This is a genomic window from Delftia acidovorans SPH-1 (assembly GCF_000018665.1).
In the GTDB taxonomy this organism is placed as follows: Bacteria; Pseudomonadota; Gammaproteobacteria; order Burkholderiales; family Burkholderiaceae_C; genus Comamonas; species Comamonas acidovorans.
This window is the reverse complement of sequence record NC_010002.1, coordinates 4,934,265-4,937,306: the sequence shown is the minus strand read 5'-3', so window position 1 is coordinate 4,937,306 and position 3,042 is coordinate 4,934,265. Positions and strand designations below refer to the sequence as shown.

Sequence of the window (3,042 nt, the reverse complement as noted above, 5' to 3'; positions counted from 1 at the left end):
ATTATCATGAAGATAGATAATTATTTAATTCGTGCATCTCAGGGGGAAAGCTAATTGGTGTCAATATTAAGGTCCACTCATCCTTATGCCATTATCAGCTTGCTTTGCATCCATAAATTGCCCAGCGCAAACAGCGTATGCAACTGCGTGGTGAAGCGATACAGCTCCATGGTTAAGACAACGCTGATGGCCTGACCGTGTATTGACCCAGTGAATTCCTGCTCAGGTGTTAACGTTGAAGGAAACGACGATGAGCACCCTGATAAGACGGTTCAGGTGAGGCGTTCCTGGCGGCAGTAACCGCAACGCATATCCGTGATGACCAGCCGATCCTGCGACTGACCGTCGAGCAGGTTGCACTGCCTGGCGAGGAGACCGCACCGACTCGCACGGAAGATCTTCTGGTCACTCCCGGCCATCCCTTCTATGTTTCGGGGCACGGCTTCGTGAGCGTGGAAGAACTGCAGGTGGGGGATGAACTGGTATCCCTCGCCACGCAAACCCGCTTGCGCATGCGCGCTCCGCGCCTGGAATCGCGTCAGGGGACGACATACAACCTGACGGTTGAGACGGGGCACACGTTCTTTGTGGGGGGGGGCTGGGGACCTGGGTGCATAACGTGGGGCCGTGCAATACTTGTGCGGATGGGGTATGCGGGGTTCAATCCGTAGGTGAGACGGGCCTGCTGTACGCCAGGGCACGCTACTACGACCCGGCCAGCGGCCAGTTCATCAGCCGTGACCCGGTGGAGGGAGAGGCGAGGCTGCCGATTACCTGGGGTGCTTACCAGTACTGCAGGTACAACCCGTATCGGTATGTGGATCCGAATGGGGAGCAATCGACCTCCACCATGATGACAACGCTGCAGAAGGATGTGGCCGCTTCACCTGCACCCTCTACGCCCTGGGCAACGGCGACGTCTGCGGCCGTGGGTGGCGCGTTGGGGGCCGGATCGGTACCTCTGGCAAATGCCATCAAAAGCAGCCTGGATCGGAGGACCGTAGCAAGAGCACTGGCAAAGGAGCTCCAAACCACGGAGCCTGTGCTGGCGGCGAAGACGCCGAGTGCCGATGTCGAGGCGGTACTGCCTAAATTAAACGATGCGACGCCCAAGCTGGTAGCAGAAAAGGACGCGCTTGTAGCTTCACCACAGACGCAGCCAGCCGTTAAGACTGTGCAGGCTAGGAGGGGTGAAGTAAATGGCAGTACTTCATTGGTGGAAAATAATACCGTCAGAATTCTTGGTGCGAAGGGCCCAAATAGTGGTAGAAATTTTGAACCGGAAAATGTCGGCGGTATTGTTCGTGAGCTGAATACAAATCGAGTAAAGGTAACAGAGCGCGGAATTGGTGTGGTTGAGGGGCATCTTGCGAGGTTTGGTCAAGATGATTCCAATAATTTTATTATTTCCAGACTAAAAAGTATTTCTAATGGCAAAATGCCTGCTGAACAAGTCGATTTAAATTTCTATACTCATGAATTGAGGGAGTATGTTCGATACAGAATGTTGGGTTGGGAAAAGGGAGTTCCATCCTCTTCGGATGAGGCATATCGACTATGGAACAATACCCACACGGCAACGCTTAAATATTATGGGCTTAACGAAAAGATGATACCAAATCCGCTATATCATAAGGATGCGCCATGATCTCTCGAGATATAAAAATTTTTATACTTGGTTTTTTCGAAAAACGGCCAAAAGGTGTAACTTGGTATAACTTGGAAGTGGCATTGTCTAGAGCAGGCTTTGGAGGTGAAGTAAATGCACTTGAATTAATGACGCAGTTGGTTTCTGAGGATATGTTGAGTGTTTCTGCTAGTGATATAGAAGCTCTTCCTTGGTATAGACTGACAGAAGGTGGGCGAAGATTTCTAAAAGAATGTTGCTTCAAGTGAGCGTTTTCGTCGAAGCAAGTTGCTTGATATGACGCGCTGTCACTGACAGCTACAACGCAGGCAACCTGCGCGCAGAAGAATTCCTCAGCAACGCAGGCCTGAACAAGGCCACGCAAGGCCGCACGGCCACCTACAGCCCGCTGGCGTATGAGCGCATCCAGTTGGACGGCCTGCACGCCCGCCGCAGCTTCGAGATTCGCGGGATCGACAGCACCCAAACCCTGCACAGCGACACCGACGCAGCGGTATTGCCCGGCAACACGGCCCCCTGGCTGTTCAGCCGCACGCAATACGCCAACGGCCTGGGCAGCGCCGTCAGAATCAGCCCCTGTCGGTTAACTGCGCTGGCCTTGGTGCGAGGTGTTATCCGGGCCTCGGCGCAGTCGGACCTCGCCATGAGAGAGTTGGTTCTCTTGACCCACGCAATTCAACGCCGCTCTTCAGCAGGCGCCGACTGTTCCTGGCCAGCCTTGGATGCGCGAGGAGGTGCACCGGTATGGGAAACCCCACAAGCGCAAGCGCCACCGCAAAGGGCAGCAGGCAGTAGAAAAGCACGCGCCTGGGCTTCACTCGCCAGACATCGGGAGCTGGGCCGGTCTTCAAGTGCCCCGTATTCCTGGCTGCAAATCAGTGCGCGGCGGCTGAACCAGAAGTGGCCAATGAATGGACCATGGCGGGTGCTACTGCGGATCGGCCTGGTGCCTATGCACCGCTTCAGCGTTGCGGTGCGCAAAGTAGATGCTGGAGCCCCTGGTGAACACCGCCCAGATGAGCAACGCATAAACGATCAGCTTGGAGACAATCCCCTGGGCAGCTTCCAACCCTGACAGCGCGGGGGCGGCAATCATCGCGACCAGCCCCACCACCAACAGCGGGCGTGCCCGGGCGTCGCCCCTCAGGATGCCGATGCCCACCACGGTCAGCACCACCCACAGTACATGCATCCAGGCCAGGAAAAGCAGCGGGATGCCCAGGGGCGCGACGCCCGACAGGAGAGCCTTCACCGTACCCGGAAGGAAATAGCAGGACATGCCTGCGCCCCACAACAGAAGTACGGCAGCGACAACTGTCAGATACCAGGGGCGTCGGATTGCGCTGGACTGTTCGTTGGAAGAAGGCATGTGACTGGCTACATTGAGCAGTTGA

The 3,042-nt window shown here is 55.6% G+C and carries 4 protein-coding genes and 1 pseudogene; 4 read left to right on the top strand and 1 reads right to left on the bottom strand.

Going from position 1 to position 3,042, the window contains the following annotated elements:
- Positions 1-287: 287 nt before the first annotated feature.
- The 4 genes and pseudogenes from DACI_RS32845 to DACI_RS32230 all read left to right on the top strand — a co-directional run bounded on the left by DACI_RS32845 (position 288) and on the right by DACI_RS32230 (position 1,896).
- Complete coding sequence (locus tag DACI_RS32845) at positions 288-671, top strand: polymorphic toxin-type HINT domain-containing protein (protein WP_080518219.1); 384 nt, start codon at positions 288-290, stop codon at positions 669-671.
- Positions 611-820: pseudogene (locus DACI_RS32840) on the top strand (RHS repeat-associated core domain-containing protein); the annotation flags it as partial. The gene DACI_RS32845 and the pseudogene DACI_RS32840, both read left to right, overlap by 61 nt.
- 30 nt (positions 821-850) lie before the next feature.
- Positions 851-1,648: a hypothetical protein gene (locus DACI_RS32420; protein WP_225971113.1), complete on the top strand. Its 798-nt coding sequence runs from the start codon at positions 851-853 to the stop codon at positions 1,646-1,648.
- Complete coding sequence (locus DACI_RS32230) at positions 1,645-1,896, top strand: hypothetical protein (protein WP_012206309.1); 252 nt, start codon at positions 1,645-1,647, stop codon at positions 1,894-1,896. Before DACI_RS32420 ends, DACI_RS32230 begins: the two co-directional genes overlap by 4 nt.
- Before the next feature lie 680 nt (positions 1,897-2,576).
- Here the strand turns inward: DACI_RS32230 and DACI_RS22695 are convergent.
- On the bottom strand, positions 2,577-3,017 hold the full coding sequence (locus DACI_RS22695) for a hypothetical protein (RefSeq protein ID WP_157059695.1): 441 nt from the start codon (positions 3,015-3,017) through the stop codon (positions 2,577-2,579).
- Positions 3,018-3,042 lie beyond the last annotated feature (25 nt).

Coding starts and splice junctions, on each gene's coding strand:
- DACI_RS22695 (WP_157059695.1), bottom strand. CDS start 3,017: ATGCCTTCTTCCAACGAACAGTCCAGCGCAATCCGACGCCCCTGGTAT.
- DACI_RS32420 (WP_225971113.1), top strand. CDS start 851: ATGATGACAACGCTGCAGAAGGATGTGGCCGCTTCACCTGCACCCTCT.
- DACI_RS32230 (WP_012206309.1), top strand. CDS start 1,645: ATGATCTCTCGAGATATAAAAATTTTTATACTTGGTTTTTTCGAAAAA.